This is a genomic window from Sulfurovum indicum (genome assembly GCF_014931715.1).
Classification (GTDB): domain Bacteria; phylum Campylobacterota; class Campylobacteria; order Campylobacterales; family Sulfurovaceae; genus Sulfurovum; species Sulfurovum indicum.
This window is the reverse complement of the sequence record NZ_CP063164.1, coordinates 1544942-1569263: the sequence shown is the minus strand read 5'-3', so window position 1 is coordinate 1569263 and position 24322 is coordinate 1544942. Positions and strand designations below refer to the sequence as shown.

General features: G+C 42.0%; 21 protein-coding genes. 16 read left to right on the top strand and 5 right to left on the bottom strand.

Features of this window, described 5'->3' with window-relative positions; genetic code table 11:
* Positions 1-85: 85 nt before the first annotated feature.
* Positions 86-658 carry a class II aldolase and adducin N-terminal domain-containing protein gene (locus tag IMZ28_RS07785; RefSeq protein WP_197548022.1) on the bottom strand — a complete coding sequence of 191 codons (573 nt, stop codon included), beginning with the start codon at positions 656-658 and terminating at the stop codon, positions 86-88.
* Positions 659-784: 126 nt separating this feature from the next.
* Here IMZ28_RS07785 and rsmH point away from each other — a divergent pair, with 126 nt between their 5' ends.
* The 3 genes from rsmH to IMZ28_RS07770 are packed head-to-tail and all read left to right on the top strand — an operon-like array spanning position 785 to position 5105.
* On the top strand, positions 785-1708 hold the full coding sequence (gene rsmH / locus IMZ28_RS07780) for a 16S rRNA (cytosine(1402)-N(4))-methyltransferase RsmH (protein WP_197548021.1): 924 nt from the start codon (positions 785-787) through the stop codon (positions 1706-1708).
* Position 1709: 1 nt separating this feature from the next.
* The gene (locus IMZ28_RS07775) at positions 1710-1979 is read left to right on the top strand and encodes a hypothetical protein (protein WP_197548020.1); all 270 of its coding nucleotides are present in this window, start codon (positions 1710-1712) and stop codon (positions 1977-1979) included.
* Positions 1980-1982: 3 nt separating this feature from the next.
* Positions 1983-5105: an efflux RND transporter permease subunit gene (locus IMZ28_RS07770; protein ID WP_197548019.1), complete on the top strand. Its 3123-nt coding sequence runs from the start codon at positions 1983-1985 to the stop codon at positions 5103-5105.
* A 137-nt stretch (positions 5106-5242) separates the two neighbouring features.
* Here IMZ28_RS07770 and IMZ28_RS07765 read toward each other — a convergent pair whose 3' ends face one another.
* Positions 5243-6526: a DEAD/DEAH box helicase gene (locus IMZ28_RS07765; protein WP_197548018.1), complete on the bottom strand. Its 1284-nt coding sequence runs from the start codon at positions 6524-6526 to the stop codon at positions 5243-5245.
* Between the two features lie 592 nt (positions 6527-7118).
* Positions 7119-7934, bottom strand: a complete 816-nt coding sequence (locus IMZ28_RS07760; protein ID WP_197548017.1) for a lysophospholipid acyltransferase family protein — start codon at positions 7932-7934, stop codon at positions 7119-7121.
* Between the two features lie 153 nt (positions 7935-8087).
* On the opposite strand from IMZ28_RS07760, the gene IMZ28_RS07755 reads away from it, so the two are divergent.
* The 13 genes from IMZ28_RS07755 to IMZ28_RS07695 all read left to right on the top strand — a co-directional run bounded on the left by IMZ28_RS07755 (position 8088) and on the right by IMZ28_RS07695 (position 22291).
* The gene (locus IMZ28_RS07755; RefSeq protein ID WP_197548016.1) at positions 8088-9971 is read left to right on the top strand and encodes a TonB-dependent receptor plug domain-containing protein; all 1884 of its coding nucleotides are present in this window, start codon (positions 8088-8090) and stop codon (positions 9969-9971) included.
* The gene (locus IMZ28_RS07750; RefSeq protein WP_197548015.1) at positions 9968-10423 is read left to right on the top strand and encodes a hypothetical protein; all 456 of its coding nucleotides are present in this window, start codon (positions 9968-9970) and stop codon (positions 10421-10423) included. Before IMZ28_RS07755 ends, IMZ28_RS07750 begins: the two co-directional genes overlap by 4 nt.
* Before the next feature lie 35 nt (positions 10424-10458).
* Positions 10459-12300: a bifunctional diguanylate cyclase/phosphodiesterase gene (locus IMZ28_RS07745; protein ID WP_197548014.1), complete on the top strand. Its 1842-nt coding sequence runs from the start codon at positions 10459-10461 to the stop codon at positions 12298-12300.
* Positions 12301-12353: 53 nt separating this feature from the next.
* Positions 12354-12629: a DUF2018 family protein gene (locus tag IMZ28_RS07740; RefSeq protein WP_197548013.1), complete on the top strand. Its 276-nt coding sequence runs from the start codon at positions 12354-12356 to the stop codon at positions 12627-12629.
* Positions 12630-12643: 14 nt separating this feature from the next.
* A complete protein-coding gene (locus IMZ28_RS07735; protein ID WP_197548012.1) occupies positions 12644-13540 on the top strand; it encodes a polyprenyl synthetase family protein in 897 nt (298 codons plus the stop codon).
* Entirely contained in the window at positions 13540-14847 is a 1308-nt protein-coding gene (gene hemA / locus IMZ28_RS07730) for a glutamyl-tRNA reductase (protein WP_197548011.1), read from the top strand. The genes IMZ28_RS07735 and hemA overlap by 1 nt, the downstream gene beginning before the upstream one ends.
* Positions 14844-16553, top strand: a complete 1710-nt coding sequence (locus IMZ28_RS07725; protein WP_197548010.1) for a proline--tRNA ligase — start codon at positions 14844-14846, stop codon at positions 16551-16553. The genes hemA and IMZ28_RS07725 overlap by 4 nt, the downstream gene beginning before the upstream one ends.
* Positions 16547-16981, top strand: coding sequence for an FxsA family protein (locus IMZ28_RS07720; RefSeq protein ID WP_197548009.1), 435 nt, complete (start codon positions 16547-16549; stop codon positions 16979-16981). Before IMZ28_RS07725 ends, IMZ28_RS07720 begins: the two co-directional genes overlap by 7 nt.
* Positions 16917-17750 carry a DsbA family protein gene (locus IMZ28_RS07715; RefSeq protein WP_197548008.1) on the top strand — a complete coding sequence of 278 codons (834 nt, stop codon included), beginning with the start codon at positions 16917-16919 and terminating at the stop codon, positions 17748-17750. The genes IMZ28_RS07720 and IMZ28_RS07715 overlap by 65 nt, the downstream gene beginning before the upstream one ends.
* A gap of 113 nt (positions 17751-17863) precedes the next feature.
* Positions 17864-18823: a hydroxymethylbilane synthase gene (hemC, locus tag IMZ28_RS07710; protein WP_197548007.1), complete on the top strand. Its 960-nt coding sequence runs from the start codon at positions 17864-17866 to the stop codon at positions 18821-18823.
* Between the two features lie 382 nt (positions 18824-19205).
* Positions 19206-21026, top strand: coding sequence for a menaquinone biosynthesis decarboxylase (locus tag IMZ28_RS07705; RefSeq protein WP_197548006.1), 1821 nt, complete (start codon positions 19206-19208; stop codon positions 21024-21026).
* Between the two features lie 148 nt (positions 21027-21174).
* On the top strand, positions 21175-21771 hold the full coding sequence (locus IMZ28_RS07700; protein WP_197548005.1) for a peroxiredoxin: 597 nt from the start codon (positions 21175-21177) through the stop codon (positions 21769-21771).
* A 97-nt stretch (positions 21772-21868) separates the two neighbouring features.
* Entirely contained in the window at positions 21869-22291 is a 423-nt protein-coding gene (locus tag IMZ28_RS07695) for a Fur family transcriptional regulator (RefSeq protein ID WP_197548004.1), read from the top strand.
* Between the two features lie 64 nt (positions 22292-22355).
* On the opposite strand, the gene IMZ28_RS07690 is transcribed toward IMZ28_RS07695, so the two are convergent.
* A complete protein-coding gene (locus IMZ28_RS07690) occupies positions 22356-23039 on the bottom strand; it encodes a YggS family pyridoxal phosphate-dependent enzyme (RefSeq protein ID WP_197548003.1) in 684 nt (227 codons plus the stop codon).
* 120 nt (positions 23040-23159) lie between these two features.
* On the bottom strand, positions 23160-24212 hold the full coding sequence (rseP, locus tag IMZ28_RS07685; protein WP_197548002.1) for an RIP metalloprotease RseP: 1053 nt from the start codon (positions 24210-24212) through the stop codon (positions 23160-23162).
* Between the last annotated feature and the right edge of the window lie 110 nt (positions 24213-24322).

Here is a 24322-nt window from a genome sequence, read left to right as displayed (position 1 = left end):
AAAGTATAACAAAATTATGCTTTACACATCTGTCAGCCCCCTTATTGCAAGGGAGTGATCTTCCTGGACCTTCGGCCAGAGTATTTTATAGAGTGGCACTTAATGCCAGAAGACGACAGGAGTTCTCCAAAATAGCGATCTTTTTGGCCATTTCGGTGATATCACGGTCATAGGCGATCAGACCGAATCCTTTTATCAGCAGTAGATGGGTATCGTGTTTCTGGAAGAATTGCGGTATTTCATATGGGGCGCGTTCCAACCAGTCATCAAAATTTTTAGGATCATAGACGACCACTTCTCCCAGAACCTGTTTACCATAGTAGTCCTGCGGAGAGACCTTCCCGTGTTTGAGTGAATAGGCTGTAGCATAAGGAGGCATTGTATAACAGACATATTTGGCATTGGGAATGTTTTCATAGATATGCTCGTGGATATGTACATCATTATTGGCCATACTCCAACGGTAGTCCCGTCTCTGACAGTCAAGCCGTACAAGAGACTCTTCAGTCACTTCGTTGAGTATGGTGTCTTTGGAGTTGATTATGAATCCGTTGGCAGTAACACGTGCAGAGATTGAACCATGATAGACACCAAAGAAGTTTTTTTCAAAAAGTGAGAGTGAAACATGTTTAATATCGTCTATGAGGTGCTTGTCCATAAATGGCAACCTTTGTTAGGATTATTTTGCTATTATAACACCATTATTTTGTGAATAGTAAATAGTGAGTGGTGAATAGTGATGGTATGCATTGCCGGGCAACACTATTGTGAAAAAGGGGAACAGATGGAGAGTCCGCATATACCGGTACTTTTGGATGAGGTGTTGGAGAGTTTCAAGGGTGTTCGGAAGGGGTACTTTGTAGACTGTACCTTGGGATATGCAGGACATAGTATGGAGATACTTGGCAAGTATTCCCATTTGAAACATATAGGTATCGACAGAGATGATGAGGCTTTGGCTTTTTCCAAAAAACGGCTTGAACCATATGCTGAGAGGAGTCTTCTTTACAAAGGGACCTTTGCAACTCTATTGCCGACATTGAAAGAAGCTCCCGTTACTGCATTGCTTGCAGACTTTGGTGTCTCTTCGTTACAGCTTGACAAAAAAGAACGTGGTTTTTCCTTTGAGTCAGAAACACTTGATATGCGTATGGATGCTACTGCACCGTTAAGTGCCTATGAGGTGGTAAATACTTATTCAAAGGAGAAACTTGAGTACATCTTTAATGTGTACGGTGAGGTCCGCTCCTATAAAAAACTGGCTGCTGCTATAGTGGATGCCAGAGTAGGGAAACCCATAAAGAGTGCCTCAGAGCTCAGTCAGATCATTAAAAGTGTTATCCCGTCCGGGGGAAAGATTCATCCTGCAACACTGCCTTTTCAGGCGATTCGTATCGAAGTGAACAATGAATTGGGTGAGATTGAAGGATTGCTTGATGCTCTTGAAGCAAAACATTATGCAGGTGAGGTGGTCTCACTGATCACCTTTCACTCTCTTGAGGACCGACTGGTCAAGAACCGCTTTAAAAGATGGGCGACCGAGTGTATCTGTGATCCTCAGGCAATGCGCTGTACCTGCGGAAAGAACCATGCATTGGGGAAACCTCTTTTCCGTAAACCCATTACCGCTTCCAATGCCGAGTTAAAACAAAACCCAAGAAGCCGTTCTGCCAAGTTGAGAAGTTTCAGGTTTAAGGACAATACTTAGCATGGCTGCAGGAAAGAAGAGAAAAGCTCCCAATGGTATTACGTTCGGGATGCTTAGTGTGATCCTGATGTCAATGGCTATTATTTTGATTCTGACACTGATAAAGGTTTATCTGAGTAATCAGATCTATTATGAAAGCAAAAAAGTTAATAAAATGTATCGTCAGGTTGAGGCACTGAAAGCGGAAAAGATGATACTGCAGCAAAATGTCGAAGCGCTGAAGTTTAAAAACAGGGTAACTGATACGATCTTTGTTATCGGAGAAGAGTAGCCAATGTACGGATTTATCAAGTTTGCGGTGGACAGACCGATACTCAATCATATATTGATGGTTTTTATGCTGCTGCTCTCCATATTTGCCTATCAGAATATTGCCAAAGAGATATTTCCGGCATCGACACTTGATGAGATATCGGTCAGCGGGGGATATGTAGGTGCCAGTGCAGATGTACTTGATAAGATGGTGGTCAAGCAGATTGAAGATGAACTTAAAAGCCTTTCTGAGATCGATACGATCTATACAACTATTCAGAATGGCCTTTTTACGATCAATGCAGATATCAAGCCGGGAAATGACAAGCAGCTGGTACTTTCTGATGTCAAAGATATTATTGCCAACATCAGACGAGATCTTCCTTCGGATATGGACGAGCCTGTTGCCAAAGTGGTGGTACATGATTACCCGTTGTTACTTGTTGCGATCTCGGGTGATGTGCCCAAGCAGCGCCTGCTTGATGTTGCTGATGATCTAAAAGGGCAACTGGCCCTCATAAAGGATCTCAGCGGCATAGTGATACGCGGGGATGCAGATGAAGAGGTGCTTGTTACTCTGGATCAGAAAAAACTTGATGCCTATGGGCTCAACAAGACAGCAGTGTATCAGGCGATCAGTCAAATAGCTTCTATTTTTCCTGCCGGAACACTGGATGAAGAGGGAGATCATCTCTATATCTCGACGATAAACGGTGAAAAGTCGCAAGAGGCGATCGCAGGTACGCTGCTTAGTGTAAACGGCAAACGCATCCGTCTTAGTGATATTGCAACTGTAAAGATAGGTCTGGGAGACCCTGTACAGATCTCACATTTTAACGGAAAACCCAATATCTCTTTGAATATTAACAAGACAAAAGAGGGAAATGCCATAGCATTGAGCAAAGAGATACGTCAACTTCTCAAAATGTATGAAGAGAAGTATCCGGAGATCTCTTTTGAAGCCTATACCGATACCTCCATATGGGTGAAGAATCGTCTTAACCTGGTCTCTTCAAATATCCTCTTTGGTCTGATCCTGGTATTCCTGGCACTTTTTCTTTCAGTCAATGTTCGTATCGCCTGGGTGGTTGCTATCGGTATTCCTGCTTCGTTTATGATCACGCTTATTGCAGCCGAACTCATAGGGTACAGTCTGAATATGCTTACTCTTCTGGGGGCATTGATTGCTCTGGGGATGCTTGTTGATGAAGCGATCGTAGTTGCAGAGAATATCTATCGCCATCTTGAGATGGGCAAAGGCCCGAGAGAAGCGGCTATAGATGGGGCTCTTGAGATGTTCCCTGCAGTTTTGACCGCAACCTTGACCACGGTATTTGCTTTCCTTCCGCTATTGATTATGAGTGGAAAAATGGGGATGTTCATGCAGGTCCTACCGGTGATGATCTCTATTCTGCTGCTCTCTTCTCTTTTTGAAGCATTCTATTTTCTTCCGCTGCATGCCAAAGAGTTCTTCAGTATGGGAAAAGTAAGACAGATCGATGATGAAGGAGGCTTTTGGAAGAAGTTCATTCATGGCTATAAAGGGTTTTTATACAGACTGCTTGAAAAGAAGTGGAAATCCTTGATCGCACTGGTGCTTTTCATCATTCTGTCTACGATAGGTATGGCAAAGGTCACCAAGTTTCAGCTTTTTCCTGAGTTTGATGCACAGCAGATTTATGTGAATGGAAAAATAGATATTAACCATGACCTGCATGAGACGGAAGTTTATGTTACCGAGATAGAAGAGACTTTGCTTGAAACACTTGACAAACAGGATGTCGACTCGATCACTTCGGTCATTGGTTTTAAATTTAACCCTGATGCCAGCTTTGAGATAGGAGACAATCTTTTTCAGATCTTTGTCAATCTGCATGAGAAGGCACCAGAGAGCTTTTTTGACAAATATATCAATCCGGTTTTCTCTTTGGAGTATGATGACAGTGATATGATCCGCCGGCACAAAGCACAGGAGATCGCCAAAGAGATACAGAAAAATGTGATCGACAGGTTTAAAAAGAAGAAGATCAATGGTAAAAAATTCTATGAAGAGTTTAATGTCTATGTCCAGCAGACAGGGATTGTCAGTCATGATATTGAAATAGGTTTCAGCTCAGATGACCAAAAGAAGATGCTAAGCGCACTCTACCAGATTGAAGCCGGTCTCTCTGCCATCAAAGGAGTAGAAGATGTCTCCAATAATGCCAATGAGGGAGAGCGAGAGCTCAAGCTTCGCGTCAACGAGTATGGGCAACAGTTGGGATTTACAGAAACCTATCTCATCAATATACTGAGAGGGGCATTTCTGAAAGCAGAATATGCCAAAATGTTTAATGAGAAAGGTCTTATGCGTATCAAGATAGAAGATCTTTATAAGAAGAACAGTAAAGAGATCGGTAACTTCAAGTTGACAACACCTGACGGTATGGAAGTGGTCAGGCTTCAGGATATTTGTGACTTCTACTATCAAAAAAGTTTTGTTAAGATATTCAAAGAAGATGGTGACAAAGTCCGTTCCGTGTTCGCTCGTGTTGAAAAACAGCTTATTACACCGACAGAAGTGATGAAGAAGATCAAACCGCTATTGGAAGAGATAGAGAAAAAAGGTGTCAAGGTAATCATTAAAGGGGAAGAGAAAGAGAATCAAAAACTTAAAAAAGAGATGATACAGGCAGCAGTTATTGCAATTTTTCTGATTTTTATTACGCTGGTGTGGATGTTCAATTCTCTGGTACTTCCACTGATCATTCTTTCGACTATCCCACTCTCGATACTGGGTGCATTGGTAGGTACGAAGATCATGGGTATCCATATGACGATGCCCGGAGTGATGGGGCTCATCGGATTGGCAGGGGTTGTTGTCAATGACGGGTTGATTATGCTTGATTTTATTCAAAGAAGCAAAAACTATGGGGAGGTAGTAGAGAAAGCCGGAATGCGTTTAAGACCAATCATTCTTACATCATTGACAACAGTTCTCGGACTCTCTTCCTTGATATTCTTTGCAAGCGGACAGGCACTTATTCTTCAGCCTATGGCGATCTCACTTGGATTTGGTATCGCATGGGCTACAGTACTCAACCTTTTCTACGTACCACTCATGTACGCTGTTATATATAGGGTGAGTAGCGTTAAGCAAACGTGAACTGCTTCACGTTTGTAGCTACGGAACCGGAGCGGTGGAGCAAAGCGACCCGTGGAGGCAAAAGCGTTAAGCAAACGTGAACTGCTTCACGTTTGTAGCTACGGAACTACCTTTGTTATTTGTTTTTTACTGTCTGTTCAGGGAGTGGTTTTCTGAGCTCTTCTTTTGGTTTCTTTATGTTTATTATTTCGGGAACTGTTGTTCCCGGATCTCTTTCGTGAATTTTCACTTCTGCGTTTTTGTCCACTGCCTCTACCGTTCTGAATAGGTTCGGCTTTAATGTCAGGGTCTGGTTGAAAAGCTTCGATCTGAACCTTGTTGATCTTTGATTTAATGAACTTCTCGATATCAAAAAGCAGTTTATGTTCATCAATACAGACCAGTGAGACCGCTTCACCGCTTTGTCCGGCACGCCCGGTACGTCCTATACGGTGTACGTAATCTTCAGGTACGTTGGGCAGTTCATAATTGACCACGTGCGGTAGTTGATCGATGTCTATACCTCTTGCAGCGATGTCAGTTGCTACAAGCACACGGATATCGTTGGCTTTGAAACTGGCAAGCGCTTTGGTCCTGGCCCCCTGGCTTTTGTTGCCATGAATGGCTGCCGCGGTGATTCCGCTCTCTTCAAGCTGTTTTGTCAGTCTGTTTGCACCGTGTTTGGTACGGGTAAAGACCAGTACCTGTCTCCAGTTTTTTGTTTTGATAAGTTGTGAAAGCAGCTCTCTTTTACGGGACTTATCGACAAAGTGTACGACTTGGCTGACCTGTTCTGCCGTGGTATTCTCTTTGGCTACTTCTATCAGTACAGGCTTTTTTAAAAGTCCGGAAGCAAGCTTTTTGATGTCTGGGGAGAATGTTGCGGAAAAGAGCAGTGTCTGTCTCCTCTGCGGCATCATTTTCATCAGTTTTTTTATATCATGTATAAATCCCATATCCAGCATTCTGTCCGCTTCATCAAGTATCAGTGTCTCCAATGCAGAGAAGTCTATGCCCTCTTGTCCTGCGATATCCAGCAGTCTTCCCGGAGTTGCGATGACAGTGTCCACACCTTTTCTGAGAGTAGCCAGTTGCGGATTGATTCCTACACCACCGTAAATAACAGTCGAACTGTATTTCATATACTTACCGTAGTTTTTGATGCTCTGCGCAACCTGTGCTGCAAGTTCACGTGTCGGTGTGAGTACTAGAACGCGTATCTGTTTTTTCCCCATTTTCGGGTGTGTTTGTGAAAGTCTTTCCAGTAAAGGCAGTGTGAAAGCAGCAGTTTTTCCTGTACCTGTTTGTGCTGCGGCAAGTACATCTTTCCCTTCGATGACTACAGGCAGTGCCTGCTTCTGAATGGGTGTTGGGATTGTATAGCCCTGATCTTTGATCGCTTTGAGTAGAGGTTCCGAGAGCCCCAGTGTATTGAATGACATAATTGTTTACCTTTTGTACTCCGGACTGTTTGCGGAGTGACCGAGCCTACCATATATGTTTTACAGGTCGGTCCTAGGCTGAGTTAAATGTTTAGTTTTCTATGAAATACCTTGAAGGCAGTCCTTCCCGTTGATCAGGGAATATTTGAGAGTTTGACCGATATACGCTTAAATTGTACGGTATTATATCGTAATTATTGAGAATCTGCATAATATTACCGTACCAATTAAATACCTCAATCTTTGATGCTGCAATTTCGTTTACAGACAAGGCAGGTTTTCGCAGGACTAGCCGGAGGCTAATTCAAGAAAATCTAACGCCGTATGTGGGCGAAAGTGCAGCACCCTTCGGGGAGAACGATACGAGACAACCTGCACGCAAAAAAATCTTTGAATTACCTACGGGTAGTCCTTCAGATTTTTTCACGCACATCTTGCCTCGTCTCGTTCTCTCAAAGTTTGAGGTATTTAGTTGGTGCGGTAATAATAGAGACTCTCTTACTGCAACAGGAGCAGCAGTAGAATTATAAAAGCCGTTATTAAGTAGGCAAGAACTGTTTCTTTTCTACAGATTTGAGACAGGAGAGCTTTTTCAAGCCTCGATATTTACTGCTTCTTCCAGTAAAAGTGATATATCTACATCATCTCCATACTCTTTGAAGAGTTGGCAGATGCGGTCAAGGTGAATGTCCGAACGTTTCAGATAAGGGTTGTTGTCTACAAATTTCCACAATGCTTCCGGATTTTTGCAAAGTTCTTTGAGGTAGTATCTTGTGATCTGCCCCATGGTATTTTCGGTTTCTATCAAAAGCTTTTGTCTTTCGATGGCAAATGGTATTCGTGTTCCATAATGATTTACAGGTTCTCCTATTTGTTCAAAGTTGACACGCTGTCTTTTAAGAATACGATGCAAAGAGGATTCCATGATGGAGAAAACCATGGTGTATGGATAAAGTATAAAATTAATTCGTGTTGCAACCATTAGTCCATAAGTTAACATTGTTCGTAGTTTTAGTTGAGAATAATGTTTATAGTCTGTTATATTGTGAATAAGGGCACCTCTGGAAATCTCACAGAAAGGCACATTTTTTACTAAGTAGTCTATATTTGTGACATGAAAATCTTTTTGCATAGGTATTTGTTGTATAGGAGTATATCCATTGATGAAAAATATCCTGACCGTACCGACATATTTGTTTGTTGTCTGATGTCGTAAAAGATAGATGAATGACTGCTCATCATCTTGACTGAAAAGATAAGGCTCTATTTCTTGAGGATCCAATTCTGGATAGTTGTGAGAAATAATATCGTTTCTCAGCTTTTTCACAGCCTGAAAATCTTCTTGTGTGGCAGCAAGAACAAGAGAGTATTCTTTTGTTAAAAGGTGGATGGCTTCTGTTTCTGACATATTAGGATAACCTTTATTTATGGTACGCTTTGAAATTATAGAGTTCTTTTTGTTATAATTGACTAAATAAATGAAGATTATTATACTTTATGATAATGAGGATATAATAAAAAAATAGGAATTTTGGAGTAGTAGGAAAGTATGAGATATTGCGTGAAGAAAAGAGTAGTAAAGGGGAGTTTGGTATTTTTATGGTTACTTTCAACAGCTGTGGGGCATGCAGAGAATGTTGAGAGTATCTTGCAGGAGTATAATCAAAAAAATGCTTTGAGCCAGAAGACCATTGATGAAAATAAAGGGCATCTGGTACTTTTTACCAGAGAAAAACTGGAGAAGATGCATGCCAAGACACTGAAGGATGTTTTTAAAGCAACACCGGTGATCTATTATCATGAAAACAGATACGGACTTCCTGATCCTTTGACTTCCGGAGGGCTGGAACCTTACAGAAGTAATTTTGTCCGTCTTTATGTGGATGGTGTAGAGGTTACGCAGGGGTGGATGGGCAGCGGATTGATGCTGTATGGGGATGTGAATATCGATTTTGTTGACCATATAGAGTTTTATTACGCTATTCCCTCTTTTGATACCTCCGTTGAACCGGCCTACCTTACTATTTTTCTTTACTCCAAGGACCCGAAGCGAGACAGTGGAGGAAAGCTGGATCTTGTAGAGGGAAGCAGGGGGTACAACTCCCAAAGTGTCAGTTACGGACAGCAAACAAAAGATCTTTCCTATATGATCAACTTCTCTCACACCGATGCCAAAAGAGAGACCATAGCCAACGGAACCGCTACACCTCTAAGCAGGGACTTTGAACGTATGCAGCTTTTCTCTTATGTAAAAACGGAAGATCAGGTCTTTCATCTGCAGGTCATGAAAAAAGATACTGACAGCCTTGCGGGTATGAGTTGGGATGCCACACCGTTGGTTTCACAAATAGACTATCTCAATTTGCATTTGGATTATGGAATAGTTTTTGATACACACTGGCGTGCCCAGTTTGCCTATGACTGGCTGAAAACAGAAATGGTACAGGCAGATGATCTGCCTTTGCTCTGGTCAGATGCCCTGGGTGCGAATACTTTCAACGGTGTATACAAGAACAGTACCTATACGGCAGAGGTGACTTACAAGGAAACTATAGGAAGGAACCGTATTACGGCTGGCATCAAAGGGAGGTACAAAAAGCTTGATTCGTTTGAAAGGGATGGGGAGGATGCTTTAACATCTCCTTTTACAGAAGAAAGGATAGCTTCGGTCTTTTTTCAGGACCAGTATGCGTTTAGTGATCGGCAGCTTGTGACACTAGGGGCATCTTATAATCATATTTCAAGAAACGGAGGGGTGGAGAGTGATTCGCTTTTGCAGCTGCGTTTAGGATATATCTACAGCAGCGAGCACTGGAGTTATAAGGCGTATCTCTATCGTACCCAGTTTGCTTTGGAACCCTTTGTGCGTTATTTGGATATTTCAAATCTTCAGGACATAGAACCGCAGACCACACTGGGTATTACCCAGGAAATTGCCTATAGTGATGAGAACTATCGTCTGAGGTTAATGCTGCTTATGATGCAGGATGAAGATGGACTTGTGCAAAATGATACCCCGGATGCATCGGGAGAAACAAAGTACTTCTTTGCAGTCATGAACTATGATTACGATATTGATCTGAATAATAAAGTGAACATGCAGCTTTATTATGCACGCTATAAAGATATTTTTAATTTAGACAAACTGGAAGATGTAAGCGGATACCTCAGTTTGACAAATGCTTATGAAAAACTGGATTTTTACAATGGTATAGTATGGCACAGTAACAGTCTTGACTGGAAAAACTATTTCGATCTGACCTGTGCAGTCTCCTGGAATATCAGTGAGGAACTTACTCTGACGCTCAAAGGAGAAAATCTTCTTGACAAAGCCAAAAAGTCAACGCTGTTTAGAGTTGACCCTGTAACATCAACCCTGCTGACTCCTTTACAGATCTCTCCGACAGATCAGCGTATTACCATTGAGATGGAGTATCTGTTTTGAAAAAGATCCTGACTGTTCTTATGCTGTTGTATGGGCAGCTTCATGCATTGGAAAGGGAGAGTACCCTGAAAATATACCATCAGATATTTTCTGTACTGGTACCTAAGCCGGTGATACGTGTGTTTACGGATGATAGGGAATACAGGCAAGTGTTTGCCTATTCAAAAAGAATTTTTTTATCTAGGGATCCGGAAAAGGCAGATGTCATTTTGGTTACAAACCGTTCGACACTCTCTAAGATCAGAGGAGAAAGAGAGAATATGCGTAACAAAGAGAGAGAACCTGTTTTGTTTGTGACAGATTATCGCCTTTTGAAGCTTTCTCCAGAAGCGGTAGGAGCATTCTACTGGCGAAAAGGGCGGTCACAGCTGTTGTTTATTAAAAATCGTCTGGACAAACACAATATTACTCTGCCAAAAGAGTATAAAAACTTTTTGGTTGATGCACTATGATCTCCAGGCATACCAATAAATATATTTTTCTCATAATGGGGCTGCTGACTCTCTTTGCGATCTATCTACAATATTCGATCGCTGAGAGTACCGAGAAACTTAAAAATACGGAGATTTATAAAGCAAAACAGTATGCCCAGAGAATCGCACAATATATTCAGTCTGAAACGGGGGCTGCTGCACTTAAATCGTATCTGGAGACACACCCTCAGAAGAGGCATACCCTTAATAAAACCCTCCATGCCTTCTTGACAAAAGAGTTTCAGTATATTTTCCTCATTTATAAAGATAAAAAGGGACATTACCGTTTTTTGCTTGATGGAACACTGGAAGACCCTGTTGAGTACAATACGATCTTTTTTCCAAAAAGCAAACTTTTTGACAGGGTCTATGAGACACAGAAGCCACAGATAATCAAACAGTCCGAAGGGGTTGAAGAGGTTTGGCTTTCACTGGTTTATCCGATTGTCAAAGAGCATCAGACCCAGGCTCTCTTGGTTATGGATCTTTCCAAAGAGTATGGTGACTACCTCAATGATTTTAATTCCCCCATTGTATTTATTGTGACATTGATGCAGTGGTTTTTGATTGCCAGTCTGATCTTCTTGGCCTATCTGGCATACAGTTTTCATAAACTGAGGAAAAATATATTGATAGACCCGGTAACTTCTGCATATACCAAGCTCTACCTGAAAGAGTTCTTTGATACCAGGCAGGTCAACAGGTATGATGCTATGATGGTTGATATAGATGGATTTAAACAGGTCAATGACCGATACGGGTATGCTTCCGGAAACAGGGTCCTGAAACAGTTTACCGAAGAGATGACAGAACTTTTGCCTAATGAGTCTCGAGTGATACATATTGGAGGGAGTGAGTTTTTTGCAGTGGTTGAAAAAGGAAGCTGTAACTTGAAAGAAACAGCCGAAAAAGTATTTAAAGGTTTAAACAAAAAACGCTTTCTGGTCGATAATGAGGTTATCTCCCTTACACTTTCAATGAGTGCCATTGTCACACCTGAAGATGCAAAATCCATAGATAATATCTACAGGTTCTTGGATGAAAAGCTTCTGAAGGTCAAAAGCAGAGGAAAGAACGGACTGGAAATTATTGATGATATAGAAGCTGACGAAGTGAGATATAATATAGATTATATCAGAAACGCACTGGAAGAGCAGCGTATCACCTGTCTATACCAGCCTATCTTCAATACAGAAACACAGAAAATTGACAAATATGAAGCTTTGGTACGTTTGATCGACAAAGAGGATCCGCAAAAGCTTATTTCGCCATACTATTTCCTGGATACGATCAGGGGGACAACGCAATATATCAAGATGAGCAAGCTGGTACTCAATGAGGTCTTTAATGTTTTGGATAAGTACCCGGAGATCAAAGTATCTATTAATCTGGATCTTGATGATCTCCACAATGAAGATATGCTGAAACTTATCACAAAAAAACTATATCGTCATAAAAATATTGCAGACAGACTCACTTTCGAGATAGTAGAAAACCACGAAATTCAGGATTACGATGAAGTTGCACTGGTTTTTCAGCAGTTAAAAACTTTTGGTTCAAAAATTGCTATAGATGATTTTGGAAGCGGTTACTCTAACTACAATTATCTGATCAGACTGGATGTAGATATCTTGAAGATCGACGGCAGTCTGATCCATGAGCTGTTGACAAGTCCGAAGCGTACAAAAGCCGTTCTCTCCTCTCTTAAGAAGCTCTCTGAGACTTTTGGATATAAACTTGTTGCAGAGTTTGTTTCCAGTGAAGAGATATATAATGAAGTACGTTCATTGGAGATCGATTATGTACAGGGATACTATCTGGGAGAGCCAAAACCCATAGAGACATATATAGATTAAACCTATTTGGCTATAATAATTTCCTTGTTAAGACTATATATAAGGAATAGAATATGAATATATTTGATGACGAAGATGATTTTATGGTAAGTTCACCAAAAGAGAACTATTTCAGCATTGCCAAAACAGCTAACCAAAACATTGTAGAGATGGAGATCGAGAAGGTGTTCCGTCGCCTGGCTGTGGCTGAAAAGATGCTTGAAGAGCGCGGTCTGGATGAGGAGCTTGAAGCACAGATCAAAGCATTGGTCATAGATAAAGATGTTGACAGTAGAGTTGCTTCTATTTTCATTGAACTTGTAGGTAACATTGTTACACAGTGCGAATAAGTTAAGGAACAGTAATGTTGAGTGCCGTTGAGAGAAAAATAGAGCAGTTTGTTGGTGAATTGAACGACAAAGAGGTTGCTTCACTCTATACGAGACTTCCCCGTGGAAAACGTCTGCGTGCGAAACTTATTTTAAGAATAGCGGGAGGAAGTCTCCCCGTAGTGAAAACAGCTGCGATCGTAGAGATGATCCATGCAGCCAGTCTGTTACATGATGATGTGATCGATGATGCATATATACGCCGAAACAAACCTTCTCTCAATGCACTGTACGGCAACAAAACTGCGATCATGTTGGGAGACATTCTTTATTCCAAAGGTTTCTTTGAACTGAATAATATCTCCACAGAAGTGGCTAAGATCGTCTCCAATGCCGTTGTACAGTTGAGTCTTGGAGAGCTCAAGGATGTTTCACTCTCAAAAACCTTCAATGTGGACAAAGAGGTTTATCTTGAGATGATCTACCAAAAGACTGCCTCGCTTATTGAAGCGAGTGCAGGTGCAGCAGCAGTGCTTGCAGGCAAACCCAAAGAGCCGTTTATGATCTACGGACGTAACCTTGGATTGGCATTTCAGATGGTTGATGACCTGTTGGATATTACTGCTGACAGTACGACTTTGGGTAAACCTGCACTGCATGATTTTGTTGAAGGGAAAACGACACTGCCATATATCTATCTCTATGAAACTCTGGATGATACTGACAGGAAGAAACTTCGATCACTGCATAAAAAAGTGCTTGATCCCAAAGAACAGATGTGGATCATGCATCAGATGGAAGAGAAGCAGATACTGATCAAGTGTCATGCACAGGCAAGAGAGCTCATTGATGAGGCAGTAGAGCTGATGAATGCTCTTGGAGAAGATGCTCTCTCGGAAATTGCTATGGAAATGATTGACAGGGAGTTTTAATGTACTACCAGGTAGTAAGTTTTTCGCATAAGAACTGTGAGCTGATGATGCGTGAGAAGCTGGCATTTGCCAATCATGAAGAGGTGAAGACCATTCTTGACCAATTGACTCATTTTGAGTTCATTCATGAAGTGTTCATTGTTTCAACCTGCAACCGTGTGGAGATCATACTTGCAACACGGGACAACTTTTCCAGTTTTCATGCAGTGCTCGGATTAATGAGCCAGAAGAGTGATTTAAGTTTTTATGAGCTTAAGAATACAGCTAAACGTTACGATGATGAAGAGGCGATTGAGCATATCTTTTCGGTTGTCTCTTCTTTAGACTCTCTGGTTGTGGGAGAGTCACAGATTACAGGACAGGTCAAAGATGCCTTCAAACTCTCTTTTCAAAACGGTACGGCGGGGCGCAAGCTTAACCGTGTCATCTCTTATGCTGTCAAATGTGCAGCAGAAGTGAGAAATGCTACCAACATCTCCCAAAACCCTGTTTCTATCGCTTCAGTAGCTGTTGCCCAGGCACACAAACTGCTTGGAGACAATATTCAGGGGATGAAGGGTATTGTTGTAGGTGCAGGAGAGATGGGGGTACTGGCTGCCAAACATCTGCTTAGAGTAGGGTGTGATGTTGTGCTGATAGGGCGTGACCTTGAGAAAGTACAGCGTGTTGCAGACAATCTGGGGGAGAATGTCAAAGCCGATACAATGGAGAATCTTCCAAAGTATATTAACCGCTATCGACTGCTTTTTTCTGCTACATCATCATCTGACCCTGTTATTACACAGGAGATGATAGAAAATGAAACACTGCCAAGACACTGGTTTGACATGGCAATCCCAAGAGATATCGCTGATATGGATCTTCCAAAATTAGAGCTTTTCCGCATTGATGATCTGCGCAGTATCTCCAATGAAAACCATGCCATGCGTCAGGAGCAGGCTATTCGTGCAACAGAGATAGTCAAGCGGTATACAGATGAGTTCTATACATGGCTGAGAGCACTCTCTATAGAACCGGTTATCAAACAGATGCGGGAGCATGTTTCTGAAGCGATTGAAAAAGAGATGGCAAGGGCACTGAAAAAAGGATTTGTACCCAAAGAGTATGAGAAAAATATGCGAAAGATGGCAGAACAGATGTTCAACCGGTTTCTGCATGATCCGACGCAGAATCTCAGAGCCTCCTCCACAGAGAAAAAGAATGCCAACTGTATCGAAGCGGTTAAGAAGATGTTCAATATCGATACAGAACATGTGGATCTAAAACAGTATAAGAACGATCATCATAGTAAAGGATACAACGCGTGAGATTTTCAAGATTATTAGTACCGACAACCAAAGAGACTCCCCATGATGCGACATTGGCGAGTCATATCTATCTAATCCGCGGAGGGTTCATCCAGTCTGTGGGAGGAAGCGGTCTATACAATTTTCTACCATTGGGAAAAAGAGTGCTGGAGCGAGTGCAGCGTGTTGTTAAAGAGGAGCTTGACAAGGCCGGCTGCCAGGAAGTAAGCCTCTCTTTCGTAACACCTGCATCTCTTTGGAAAGAGAGCGGCCGTTATGAAAAGTATGGTAAAGAGCTTTTGCGTTTTAAAGACCGCAAAGAGAATGAGTTCGTGCTTGGACCGACCCATGAAGAGATGATGGTCAACTTGGTACGCCAGAGTGTAAAAAGTTACAAGCAGTTACCTCTGAACCTCTACCAGATCAACCTAAAGTTCCGTGATGAGATAAGGCCGCGTTTCGGTTTGATGCGGGGACGTGAATTCCTGATGAAGGACGGCTACAGTTTCCATGCCGATGAATGTGACATGAAACGTGAGTTCGATCTGATGGAGGAGACTTACAAAAAGATCTTTAATCGCCTGGGGCTGGAGTTCAGAGTGGTAGAAGCGGACTCTGGTGCTATCGGGGGTTCTGGTTCCAAAGAATTTATGGTATTGGCTGACAGCGGAGAAGACACTATTGTAGTCTGTGATGCCTGTGAATACGGGGCGAATATTGAAGCGGCAGTACGAAAAGAAAAGCCGTGTGAAGCGGAAGCACCTGAGGCACTTTTTGCAAAGTTCTATACGCCAAATACCATGACTATCGAAGATCTTGCAAAGTTTTTCAGGGTCGATCCGTACTACCTTGTGAAAACAGTGGCCAAAAAGGCACTTTATGATGAAGGTAGAAGTCAGATCGTGCTTTTTGCTCTCAGAGGTTCAGATGAACTTCAGGAGGTTAAAGCCTGCAACGCGGTCAATGCAAACGAGCTTGTTGATGTTACTGAAGAGGAGTTGGCGGAAATCGGACTGGTTGCCGGCTATATGGGGCCGACAGTAGTACCTGAAGGGGTACGTGTTGTTCTGGACAATAATCTTAAAGAGGCTACATCAATGATCTGCGGTGCCAATGAGACAGACTACCATCTTGTCGGTAACAGTTTTAAAGGTGTAGATGCTGACTATAAAGACCTGGTTGCCGTGCAGGAAGGTGATCTCTGCAGTTGCTGTGGTGCGCCGTTACGTTATACCAAAGGGATCGAAGCGGGTCACATCTTTCAGCTGGGTACGCGTTATTCTGAACCATTAGGGTGTACTTTTCTTGATGAGAACGGAAAAGCTCAACCGATGGTCATGGGGACCTACGGTATCGGTGTTAGCCGTCTGATTGCGGCGATCATAGAACAGAATCATGATGACAAAGGGTGTATCTGGACCAGGGAGTCTGCACCATTTGATCTGCACATTATGGTGTCAAACATTAAAGATGAAGCGCAAATGGCACTGGGGGAAAAGCTCTATGAAACGATGCTTGACAAAGGGATTGATGTACTCTTTGATGATCGTAAGGACAGGTTTGGTGCAAAGATGAAAGACTATGAACTGATCGGTATTCCCTATTCGATTGTTATAGGGAAGAAACTGGCAGATGGACTGGTCGAATTTGTGACAAGGGACGGTATGATAAAAGAGGAGATCGCAGCAGAGGAGATCCTCTCTCTTGTGGAAGAGAGATTATGTTAATTGTTATTCTGATCCCTTATCTTTTTTTGGAGATCTATTTCTCTTTGAAGATGCTTGAGATCATCGGTGCACTCTGGTCGACTGTTTGGATCATTGCATCGATCTTTGCAGGAGTTACGCTTTTGAAGCAATCTCCTTATGCAGTGATGGGCAATATGCAGTCGCTTCAGCAAGGGAAACTTGACCTGAAGAGGTTTCAGGATGCCAACATGGCATACTTCACCGGAGCGATCTTGCTTATCCTTCCCGGAGTTGTCAGTGACTTTATGGGAATAGGTGCGCTGCTTTACACGGTTTATTTACAATTTGTGGCTAAAATAACACCTGAACGAACAAACTATCATACACACAAAGGAGACGATAATGTCATTGATGTCGAAATTGTTGACGAGCACATTGATCGCAACGATCGCATTGAACGCGAATAATGTACCGGATACGAAAAAACTTACGAAGTATGTTAAAAGAAATGTGGTGAAAAACCCGCAGGTAAAGGTTAACGGTGTTACGGTCATAGAGGCAAAGACCCACAAGGATCTTCCCGGATGGACAGTTTTGCTTACAACAATAGATCTTACCTATCAGAAGAAAGAGATCCATGCTCCGGAGGTTATGTTTGTTAAAGATGGTCTGATCACAGGTAACCTTGTAAGTATTAAAACAGGCAGAAGTTACAGAAATGAGATCAAACCGACCGTACCTGAAACGATATATGATGATGCACATCTTCTTTTCGGGAATAAAGATGCCAAGCACAAGATATTGGTATTTTCAGACCCGATGTGTCCTTTTTGCCAGGAAGTAGTACCTGAAATTTTTAAAGCGGCCAAAGAGCATCCTGAGGTGATCTCAGTGTATTATTATCATCTTCCGTTAAGAAGAATCCACCCCGTTTCAGATATTTTGACACGTGTGATGCATGTAGCGCAAAAAGAGGGTAAAACAGATATTGTTGAAAAGATGTATACACTGAAGATCAGTCCTAATGAGAAGGATACAAAAAAAGTACTTTCAGCAATCAAGAAACAGACAGGATATGAGATCACTGCTGCGAAGATCGATGCCAAAGAGGTTAAAGATGCGATGAAGGCAGATGAATCAGCAGCAGGAAGAATGATGGTTAATGGTACACCGACAGTCTATATTGACGGCCAGTGGGATAAGATGAGAGACGGATACAAGAAGCTTGTAAAGTAAACTTCTTACAAGTGAGGAGTGAAGAGTGAAGAGTGTTGGTATGCTATTCATTCTAAAAAGCTCCTTTTGTATGGTGGAAGCGGTTCCAAACGCACGAGGAAGGGAGAATATTGTTGGAAACACTGATCATTGCAACACGCGCGAGTGCATTGGCACTCTGGCAGGCGTATCACATTAAAGAGAGAATAGAGAGAGATTTCCCGGAGATTACGGTTAAGCTTAATGAGATCACTTCAAAAGGGGACAGGATCCTTGACAGACCGCTGGCACTGGTTGGAGGTAAAGGGCACTTTACAAAAGAACTTGAAGATGAGATGCTTGCGGGAAATGCACATCTGGCAGTACACTCACTTAAAGATGTACCGACTTACATCCCTGAAGGGTTGGAACTTTGTGCCATTACAGAGCGTCAGGACCAGAGTGATGTTTTTTTATCCCATACCTATAAAAGCCTCGATGAACTTCCTGAAGGTGCAGTAGTAGGAACAACAAGTCTCAGACGCCGTATGCAACTGCTTGAGAAGCGCCCTGATCTTAAGGTTAAAGACCTCAGAGGCAATGTCAATACGCGTTTGCGAAAACTGAAAGAGGGACAGTATGATGCGATTATTCTTGCCTATATAGGTCTTAAAAGACTTGATCTGCTAAAAGATATTCCGTATACAGAAAAGCTTGATTTTTTCATCCCACCAATGGGACAGGCGGCACTTGGCATAGAGATAGTGGCGAACAACGACAGAGTTAGAGAGATCGCTATGAGCTTGAACCATGAGCCGACTTTTATCTGTACCAAAGTAGAGCGTGACTTCATCTCTGTTATTGGAGCAGGCTGTTCCGCACCGGTTGCTGTTAATGCTACTATCGATGAGGAGGCTCAGACTCTTTCTGTCAGAGCGATGATCGGCTATCCTGACGGTACGCACATTCTCCATGAATATCTTACTGCACCGCTTGATGAAGCTGATATTATCGGTGACCAGCTGGCCCAGAACATGATAGAAAAAGGTGCGCTTGATATTCTTGAAAATGCTGAGAAGAGTGCCTTTAAAGATGAGATGCCGGAGAGGCTGTAATACTTTACCGCAGAGTAAAGTATAGCTGTATCGTATCTGTTTTTCAAGGATCAGTATAAGGGCACCTCTAATAACCCCATATGCTCATAACATTGCCGGCTTTGTTCTAGGCAAGGCACACTTTACAGACCTAGCCGTAGCTAAGTCGAAAAAGTGTAACGCCGTATAGGGCAAAGCCGGCATTGCCCAAAGGGTGGGCTTTGCAGACGCGATCTTTCACAAGATGCTTCCATCGTCTTAGCTTTGGCTAGGACTTGAAAGCCTCTTGCAAAATCTCACATCTGCAAAACCCATTATGGGCGTATGGGGTTATTAGAGGTGCCCATAAGTCTATAACTCCTTTTTCGCTATAATCTTCCCTATATTTATACAGGGGAACAGTATGCAGGATGTCATCCAGTGGCTCAAAGACAACGGCAATTTAAAGATCATTGACGAAGCGCTCGATGTGGAGCTTGAGATTCCGCATGTGGCGTACATAGAGGTCAAAAAAGAAGATTCACGGCCAATATTGTTTACAAAACCGGTCAACAAAGCAAAAGGCATAGAGTATGATATGCCTGTACTCATGAATATCTTTGCCAACAAGGAGATCACAGAGAAGATCTTTGACAAACATCCTGATGAGGTGGCAGAAGGGATTGGTGAACTTCTCAAGCTGAAACCGCCTAAGACTTTCAAAGCGAAACTTGCTATGGTTCCCAAACTCTTTTCACTCAAAAATGTCTTTCCCAAACGTTTGAAGTTCAGAGGAGAGTGTCAGGAGATCATTATTCCAAAAGAAGAGGTTGATCTTGACAGATTGCCTGTTCTAAAAACATGGGAAGAGGATGGAGGCCCATTCATTACAATGGGACAGGTCTATACCCAGAGTCTGGATGGTTCAATGCAGAACCTCGGTATGTACCGTTTGCAGCAGTATGACAGTAACAGACTGGGAATGCACTGGCAGATCCATAAAGATGCCTCACACTTTTTTGACCAGTACCAAAGAGCCGGCAAGAAGATGCCTGTGACCGTTGCTATCGGTGGAGATCCGCTCTATATTTGGTGTGGGCAGGCACCGATGCCGCATGGAATGTTTGAAATGCTTCTTTATGGTTTCGTAAGGAACAAAAATGCTCAGCTTGTCAAGTCGATCACCAACGATATTTACATTCCAAGAGATGTAGATATTGTTATTGAAGGTTTTGTTGATCCGGAAAAGATGGAGATAGAAGGACCGTTCGGTGATCATACCGGGTACTATACACTCAAAGAGCCGTTCCCCGTTATGGAAGTAGAGACCATTACCATGAAAAAAGAGCCGGTCTTTGCCGCAACAGTTGTAGGGAAGCCACCGCTTGAGGATAAATATATGGGGTGGGCGACCGAACGGGTATTTCTGCCGATGCTAAAACCGATGGCTCCTGATCTTATCGATTACAATATGCCGGAAAACGGTGTTTTTCACAACCTTATTCTTGCCAAGATGAAAACACTCTATCCGGGGCATGCTCAGCAGTTCATGCATGCATTCTGGGGTGTAGGACAGATGAGCTTTGTCAAGCATGCAGTTTTTGTAGCAGAAGATGCACCTGAACTGGAAGATTTTGAAGAGCTTGTCAAATATATTCTGAATAGACTGGATAAAAGTAAAATACTTATTACCCAGGGGATCGTCGATCATTTGGACCACTCATCCAAAAAGCAGTTTGTTGGTGGAAAACTGGGTATCGATGCAACAGGTGATGAAGTAGAAAGCGGGATGGAAGCTCTGCTTGATGATTCTGAGCTTTTAGCAAAGATGCAGCAAATAGACAGTAATATCGTTGCGCTTAAACAGTATATGATTCATACCAGAAACCCTGTCTGTGTCATTGCTGTGAAAAAAGAGCGTTCTATGCGTGAGCTCATAAAAGAACTTAAAGTTCTCAAATCCCATCTCAAAGTACTTGTTATTGTAGATCAAGCCAATAATGATATTACAGACCCCTATATGCTTATTTGGCGTGTAGTAAATAATATTGATGCCCAGCGTGATGTTAAGCTCAAAGGCTTTATTGCGATCGATGCGACAAACAAGAATTCAATGGATGGATATAAACGTGAATGGCCAGGTGATACGTTTTGTACGAAAGAGGTGCTTGACAGACTGCAGCAAAAAGGGTTGATTGATATAGATGAAACTTTTATAAAAAAGTTTGGTCTATTGCCGTTTTAGTCCGGTTATACAGGGTTAAACAGCAGGTACAGAATAGTAGTGACGATAAAAAAGGCTTTTTGTACCTGATTTCCCTTCATTATTAATAAGAGTTTAAAGATATTGTGATAAAATTTTCAAGTAATAAAAATTATCATTAAGGAAAAACATGTTAGTAACAAACAAAGCACCGGATTTTACAGCAACAGCAGTACTCGCTGACGGATCAATCGTAGAAGACTTCAACCTTTACCAAAACTTTGGAGAAAAGGGTACAGTAGTTTTCTTCTATCCGCTTGATTTTACATTCGTATGTCCATCTGAGATCATTGCTTTTTCTCACAGATACAATGAGTTCCAGGAGAGAGGCGTAAATGTTATCGGTGTCTCTGTAGACAGTCAGTTCTCTCACTTTGCATGGAGAGAGACTCCGGTAGAGAAGGGGGGTATCGGTCGTATCAACTTCCCATTGGTTGCTGACCTTACAAAACAAATATCAAGAGATTTCGATGTACTTCTTGATGAGGCTGTTGCACTGAGAGGTTCTTTCCTTATCGATACAGACGGAACAGTAAGACATGCAGTTATCAACGATCTTCCACTCGGTAGAAATGTAGATGAAATGCTTAGAATGATCGATGCAATGCAATTTACTAACGAGTATGGCGAAGTATGTCCTGCAGGTTGGCAAAAAGGTGATGAGGCAATGAAGCCTGATGCAGAAGGTGTTGCAGAATATCTTGCAAAACACGCAGAGGAGCTGTAAGCTTTTTTATGAAAGGTGGGGTCTCCTGCCTTTTATTATCAAATGCATATAAAAATTTATAATATCGTAGACTTTTATATGTATTAAAAGGATTAAAATGACAGATTATGCACAGCTTCTTAAGGAGAGCAGCCTTAAAGCGACATTTCAGCGTATGAACATTCTTGGAGTCGTAGATAAGAACGGTCACATGTCTGTAGAAGATATTTACGAAGAGGTCATCAAAGTCCACCCCTCTCTTTCTCTGGCTACCATTTACAAAAATATTATTCTTATGAAAGAAAAAGGTGTATTGGTAGAAGTTCCGATTGTTGGTAAAAAGCCAAAGTATGAATTGTCAAAAGTTGATCATATACATTTGATATGTACAGAGTGTGGTGATGTGGAAGACAAGATGTGCCTTGATATCACTGACAAAATTTTTCATCAACTGAGCCAGCAGGAGCATTTCAGGCTCAATAAACGACAGGTGAACCTTTATGGGGTCTGTAAAGTCTGTCAAATTCAAAAAGCTTCCTGATCATATGAAGTAACTACCAAGGATCAGAGATTGAAAAGATTGTACAGACAATCTCTCCTAAACTTTATTTAAACAGTGCCGATCCGATCCTTACCATATTCGATCCGCATTTGATCGCCAGTTCGTAGTCTCCGCTCATTCCCATGGAGCAGATGCTAGCACCATCTTTTTTAAGGTTTTCATAGATTTTGCGTGTGGTTTCAAAACTTTCCTGAATGACTTTTGTGTCATCTGTATGGGCTCCAATGGTCATGACTCCTTTCAGGGTGATGTTCTTAAAGCGTTCCCTGATCTCATGATAGATGTCCTTTGCCTTTTCGGGCGCGACACCGGACTTTGTCTCTTCTCTTGCTGCATTGATCTGGAGCAGGCAGCTTATATTACTGGATTTTGCTTCAAGTTTTTTGTTAAGTTCCTGTGCCAGTTCAATACTGTCGAGTGAGTGCATGAGTACAGGGCGAAGGTCTATGAGATTGTTGATCTTGTTCTTCTGGAGTGTGCCGATCATGTGCCATTCAAGAGGTAGGTCGTCAAGGGTATTGATACGCTCTTTGAGCTGCTGGACCTGATTTTCTCCGAATGCTCTCTGCCCCAGTTCATACAAGGTAGCGATATTTTCAACTTCAGTGTACTTGCTTACTATGACCAGTTTTACAATGTGGTGTTCGCTTACGGTGATGCGTGCCTCTTCTATGTTCCAGATCACTTCATCCAGGTTTTTCCTCAATTGTTCTTTGTCAAGTATCATTTTTTACGTTCCCTTTATGTAGTGCCGTGGTAAGACAGCACCCTGTATTTAAAAGCTTTTTGTAGGAAAAGCATACCAAAATTTTTAATTTTTAATTCTTAATTTCGAACAAAGTAGGGTTTATCCCATCAGCCGGTTTATATCATTATAAAGTCCCAGCATCATTAACCCGATAAGTATTGCCCATCCTGCCAAAGTAGTATAGTACATGGCATTGTCACTGGGTGCTTTGCCTCGAACAATCTCATAAAGATTGAACATGATGTGTCCACCATCCAGTGCAGGAATGGGCAGCAGATTAAGTACACCAAGATTGACGGAAATAAGTGCGGTAAAGAAAAAGAGCGCAAGAATACCGGCATGACTTGCCTGAGCTGTGACATCGACAATGGTAATGATACCACCAAGTTTGTCTGCCCCTACCACACCGGTAAGCAGTTTCTGGACACTTTGAAAGATCAACGTACTTGATTTTACAGTTTCATCCCAGGCATATTTGAACCCCTCCGTAAAACCGTAAACGACTTCTGTCTGTTTGGGCATCGGGGATATACCGATGATCCTGCGTGTGATCTTTTCTCCGAAAATATTTTTGTCTTCGATCACTTTAGGAACAAGTATAAGCGTTTTGGAGTGTCTCTCTCTTTCTATGGTCAGTGTGATCTCTCCTTTTGAAGCATTGATCTGCTCGCCGATCTCTTCCCAGTATTTGATAGTAACACCGTTTATCTGAAGGATTTTGTCTTCTTTTTGCAAGCCTGCCTGGTAGGCAGGGGAGTCTTGGGTGACGTCACCCACATAAGGAAGCAGTTTCGGGACACCCATATAGGCAATGGCAAGGTAGAGAAGAAAGGCCAAGAGAAAGTTCGCAAAAGGACCGGCAAGCAGAATGATAATGCGTTGCCATGGTTTCTTCGCATTGTAACTGTCTTCATCAAAACTTTTCAGTGTCGGATCAATATCATCCTGACCTTTCATCTTGATATAACCGCCAAGAGGAATAGCTGAGAGGCTCCATTCAGTCTTTCCTATCTTTTTGGTCCAAAGGCGTTTACCAAAACCTATGCTGAAAATATCGACTTGTACACCGAAAAAGCGTGCTGCTGTAAAGTGACCGAGTTCATGAAAGAAGATCAGAACAGAAAGAACCAGAAGTGCAACGATTATACCCATAATATTCCTATAGTTAAAAAGTACAAAATTATATCCAAGAGTAGTAAAAAATTGATGTAGATTAATCAATTATGGTTTTTTTTTGATAAAATAGAAAAATTATCACAATA

What these genes read in the sequence shown, in the direction of transcription:
- hemA (WP_197548011.1), top strand. Translation starts at nt 13,540, where the DNA reads ATGTACTACCAGGTAGTAAGTTTTTCGCATAAGAACTGTGAGCTGATG.
- IMZ28_RS07735 (WP_197548012.1), top strand. Translation starts at nt 12,644, where the DNA reads ATGTTGAGTGCCGTTGAGAGAAAAATAGAGCAGTTTGTTGGTGAATTG.
- IMZ28_RS07760 (WP_197548017.1), bottom strand. Translation starts at nt 7,934, where the DNA reads ATGTCAGAAACAGAAGCCATCCACCTTTTAACAAAAGAATACTCTCTT.
- IMZ28_RS07720 (WP_197548009.1), top strand. Translation starts at nt 16,547, where the DNA reads ATGTTAATTGTTATTCTGATCCCTTATCTTTTTTTGGAGATCTATTTC.
- rseP (WP_197548002.1), bottom strand. Translation starts at nt 24,212, where the DNA reads ATGGGTATAATCGTTGCACTTCTGGTTCTTTCTGTTCTGATCTTCTTT.
- IMZ28_RS07690 (WP_197548003.1), bottom strand. Translation starts at nt 23,039, where the DNA reads ATGATACTTGACAAAGAACAATTGAGGAAAAACCTGGATGAAGTGATC.
- IMZ28_RS07715 (WP_197548008.1), top strand. Translation starts at nt 16,917, where the DNA reads ATGTCATTGATGTCGAAATTGTTGACGAGCACATTGATCGCAACGATC.
- IMZ28_RS07770 (WP_197548019.1), top strand. Translation starts at nt 1,983, where the DNA reads ATGTACGGATTTATCAAGTTTGCGGTGGACAGACCGATACTCAATCAT.
- IMZ28_RS07775 (WP_197548020.1), top strand. Translation starts at nt 1,710, where the DNA reads ATGGCTGCAGGAAAGAAGAGAAAAGCTCCCAATGGTATTACGTTCGGG.
- IMZ28_RS07740 (WP_197548013.1), top strand. Translation starts at nt 12,354, where the DNA reads ATGAATATATTTGATGACGAAGATGATTTTATGGTAAGTTCACCAAAA.
- IMZ28_RS07695 (WP_197548004.1), top strand. Translation starts at nt 21,869, where the DNA reads ATGACAGATTATGCACAGCTTCTTAAGGAGAGCAGCCTTAAAGCGACA.
- IMZ28_RS07705 (WP_197548006.1), top strand. Translation starts at nt 19,206, where the DNA reads ATGCAGGATGTCATCCAGTGGCTCAAAGACAACGGCAATTTAAAGATC.
- IMZ28_RS07700 (WP_197548005.1), top strand. Translation starts at nt 21,175, where the DNA reads ATGTTAGTAACAAACAAAGCACCGGATTTTACAGCAACAGCAGTACTC.
- rsmH (WP_197548021.1), top strand. Translation starts at nt 785, where the DNA reads ATGGAGAGTCCGCATATACCGGTACTTTTGGATGAGGTGTTGGAGAGT.
- IMZ28_RS07785 (WP_197548022.1), bottom strand. Translation starts at nt 658, where the DNA reads ATGGACAAGCACCTCATAGACGATATTAAACATGTTTCACTCTCACTT.
- IMZ28_RS07745 (WP_197548014.1), top strand. Translation starts at nt 10,459, where the DNA reads ATGGGGCTGCTGACTCTCTTTGCGATCTATCTACAATATTCGATCGCT.
- IMZ28_RS07765 (WP_197548018.1), bottom strand. Translation starts at nt 6,526, where the DNA reads ATGTCATTCAATACACTGGGGCTCTCGGAACCTCTACTCAAAGCGATC.